General features: G+C 66.7%; 3 protein-coding genes. All 3 read right to left on the bottom strand.

Annotated features, from left to right (window positions below; translation table 11 throughout):
* On the bottom strand, window positions 1–391 hold a 391-nt coding region (locus QZH66_RS14560; protein WP_305806650.1), incomplete at its 3' end, for an ATPase domain-containing protein.
* A gap of 376 nt (window positions 392–767) precedes the next feature.
* The gene (locus tag QZH66_RS14555) at window positions 768–1,136 is read right to left on the bottom strand and encodes a hypothetical protein (protein ID WP_305806649.1); all 369 of its coding nucleotides are present in this window, start codon (window positions 1,134–1,136) and stop codon (window positions 768–770) included.
* Window positions 1,137–1,329: 193 nt separating this feature from the next.
* Window positions 1,330–3,276 carry a gamma-glutamyltransferase gene (gene ggt / locus QZH66_RS14550; RefSeq protein WP_305806648.1) on the bottom strand — a complete coding sequence of 649 codons (1,947 nt, stop codon included), beginning with the start codon at window positions 3,274–3,276 and terminating at the stop codon, window positions 1,330–1,332.
* Between the last annotated feature and the right edge of the window lie 306 nt (window positions 3,277–3,582).

Genomic DNA, 3,582 nt, shown 5'->3' with positions numbered 1-3,582 from the left:
GGAACGAGTCGACAAACACCAGGGCCGGCTCATGCGCCTGCACCTCGGCAACGATGCGCGCCAGCACGCGGTCCAGGTCGCCGCTGGCCGCCTCCTCGGCCAGGTTGATGAAGCGGATGGAGCGGTTGAGCTTGTCGAGATCGAAAAAATCGAACTGCTGCTGGTAGCGCAGCATCTTCAGCGGCGGCTCGCCGAGCACCGTGAAATACAGCGCTTGGCAAGCTGGCGCGGCCAGCGCAAACATCAGCTGGTGCGCCAGTGTGGTCTTGCCGCAGCCGGGCGGGCCGGCAATGAGGTTGAAGGAGAACTCGGGCAGGCCGCCGCCCAGCACCGCGTCCAGGCCGGGCACGCCGGTGCGCAGGCGCTGGATCTTTGCCCTGGCGAGGTTCATGGAAAACGCTCGCGTGCGGGCAATTTCAACAGGTGCGGTGAACTGAGCATGGGAGCCTCCAACATCCGCCACAGTCGGTCATTTGCCGCACGGCGTCTGTGCGATGGCCCACACAAGCGAGCAGTGGCGTGGCCGCTGGTGCGTGCTCAGGCCAGCCCGAACTGCTCGCGCAGGGCTGCGCCGAAAGCGGGCGTGCCGCTGAGCGACAGGGTGAGCGTNGCGAGGTTCATGGAAAACGCTCGCGTGCGGGCAATTTCAACAGGTGCGGTGAACTGAGCATGGGAGCCTCCAACATCCGCCACAGTCGGTCATTTGCCGCACGGCGTCTGTGCGATGGCCCACACAAGCGAGCAGTGGCGTGGCCGCTGGTGCGTGCTCAGGCCAGCCCGAACTGCTCGCGCAGGGCTGCGCCGAAAGCGGGCGTGCCGCTGAGCGACAGGGTGAGCGTGTAGCGGCCCGTGCCGGCGGCGTCGGGCAGGAGCGCGATCTGGCGTGTGGCCTCGTCGTAGCGTGGGTGCTGCGTGGTGGCGACCTCGTGCACGGCCTGCAGGTCGTAGTCCCAGTCCGCACCGTCCTCGATGGGGCCCAACTGCCCGGCAAACGCGGCGTGCGCCCAGTCCAGCACCTGCGCCACTTCGGCCAGCAGGGCCGGCAGCTGCGGCGCCAGGACCGAGGCCATCGCATCCCAGGTGCCGGTGCCGTCGCTGTCTTCGCTGTAGTCAAAATCGAGGTAGCGCAGTGTCATGGCGTGCGGCGCAGGGGGAGAGGGGCAGGCATTGTGCGGCAAACTGCGCCGCTGATTCCATTTCCAAGTCAAACGACGACTTGGGGCGTGCAGGCCAGAAGCGCACCACTGCGCATACGGCGAAAAAAGCCCTGCCGCAATGGGCAGGGCTTGTGACAAGGGCTGGGTCAGACTCGGGAAACGCTTGGCGTCTTCAAAGCGTCCCGTCGCCCAGCACGATGCCTTCGCGCCGTGGGTCGGCGCCGCCTTGCAACTGGGTCTTGCCGTCCTTGGTCACCCGCATGATGGTGGCCACGCCGCTCGACTGGGCGGCCGTGGACACGGTATGGCCCTTGGCCTTGAGGCCGGCGACCAGTGCCGTCAGGTCCAGCGTGGTGTTGGAACCATCGACGCCCGTGGTGGGGCTGTTGGACGCGCCGAAGTTGACCAGCGAGGTGGCCTGCTGGGCGTCCAGGCCCCAGTCGAGCGCGCCGACCACGGTTTTCATCACGTACTGGATGATGGCGCCGCCGCCCGGCGAGCCGGTGGCCATCACGAAGTCGCCCGGTGCGCTGCCCTTGAACACCAGCGTGGGCGCCATGGTGCTGCGCGGGCGCTTGCCGGGGGCCACGCGGTTGGCGATCGGCTGGCCGCTGCCATCCACCGGGTTGGCGGAGAAGTCGGTCAACTGGTTGGTGAGCAGAAAGCCCTCCACCATGTGGAACGAGCCCATGCTCGACTCCACCGTCGTCGTCATGGACACCACGTTGCCGTACGCATCCACCACCGAGAGGTGCGTGGTGCCATGCTCCACGGTCTTGTCCACGCCCAGCGGCACCGGGCCGAAGTCGCCCGCGGCGGCCGTGCCCATGCTTTTGTCGGGGTTGATCAGGGCGGCGCGCTGCTTCAGGTAGTCGGGAGCGAGCAGCGAAGCCAGGCCCTGGGCCGGCAGCGGTATGAAGTCGGTGTCGGCCACGTATTTGTCGCGGTCGGCATAGGCCAGGCGCTCGGCCTCGGACACCAGGTGCACGCCCATCACGCTGGGCACGCCGCCCTCGTTCGCGGGGTTGGTCGGCGCGTACTGCGCCAGGTTGAACTGGCCCAGAATGCCCAGCGATTGCGCGATCGCAATCCCGCCAGAAGAAGGCGGCGACATGGTGCACACGTGGTAGGCGCTGCGGTAATTGGTGCAGACCGGCTCGCGCTTCTTGGCTTTGTAGCTGGCCAGGTCACTCAATGTCATCAGGCTGGGGGTGATCGGGGTCTTGCCGGCATCGTCGCCGACCGACTGCGCTGCCTTGGCGACGATGGCTTTCGCTATGTCGCCGGTGTAGAGAGCGTCCGCACCCTGCGTAGCCAGCGCTTTCAGCGTCTTGGCGTAGGGCATATTGGTCATGGTCTCGCCCGTCTTGCGCGGCGAGCCGTCGGCATGGAAGTACGTAGCCATGGCATTGGCGTCCAGCGCCAGGTTGCTGGCATTGCTGGCAATGGCATCGCCCAGGCGACCGGGGATCAGAAAACCGTTGGTCGAGAGCTTGATGCCGTAGTCGAACAGGCCGCTCCAGGCGAGCTTGCCGTGCTCCTTGTGCGCCATGTCGAGCATGCGCATCACGCCTGGCACGCCAATGGAGCGGCCACTGCGCCGCGCTGACGGCACGGGCCCGGGGGAGTTGGCATCGTCCTGGTTCTGGCGCGCCAGGTAGTAGCCGGTGGCGGCTGCCGGCGCGGCTTCGCGCCCGTCATACGCCACCACTTTCTTGGTCCTGGCGTCGAAGTACACCATGAACGCGCTGCCCGCCACCGTGCTCGATTGCGGCTCCACCAGGCCCAGCACCGCCTGCATGGCGATGGCGGCGTCCACGGCCGTGCCGCCAGCCTTGAGCACATCGCAGCCGGCCTTGGTGGCCAGTGGTGTATTGGCGATCGCCATGTACTTGCTGGAATATTTGGCAGTCAGGCCCAGGCGGTAGCCCGAGGCTTTCTCGGGCGCCGCCGGGTCGCCGCTCACCCCGGAGCCCACGACCACCGGTGAACCGCTGCTGCTCCGTATCGAGCAGCTGTTGGGATCGCTATCGACGATCAGGTCCGAGCCGCCGCCGCCGCAGCTCGCCAGAAATACCGCCGCCACTGGCGCCACGGCCCACAGCACTTTCTTGCGCATATTCCACCCCATTCGTTGCTAAATAGGCTCATGGCAAAGCAGCAGGCCGACGAGCCCGCATCGGGGCTGCTGAACGCCATGCGATGCCGCACGGCTTGGCAAAGGTTAGCAATAGGTGGCCTTGGCGTGGGGGGGAGATACCCGCGCATGTTGGACGAGACCCAGCGCCGCAGTTCGGGGGTGATGTGGCGCGCGTCGATGTATCGGGGTCGAGCGCCAGGGACCTCATGCTGTGCGGCAAACTACGCCGCTACTTCGACCGGCTGATGAACGGAAAGGATATGGACATGGACAACGCAGCACCGG

Origin of the sequence: Stenotrophomonas sp. YIM B06876 (assembly GCF_030711595.1) — a bacterium.
Classification (GTDB): domain Bacteria; phylum Pseudomonadota; class Gammaproteobacteria; order Xanthomonadales; family Xanthomonadaceae; genus Stenotrophomonas.
The sequence above is the reverse complement of the archived record's forward strand: the minus strand, read 5'-3'. Positions and strand labels throughout refer to the sequence as shown.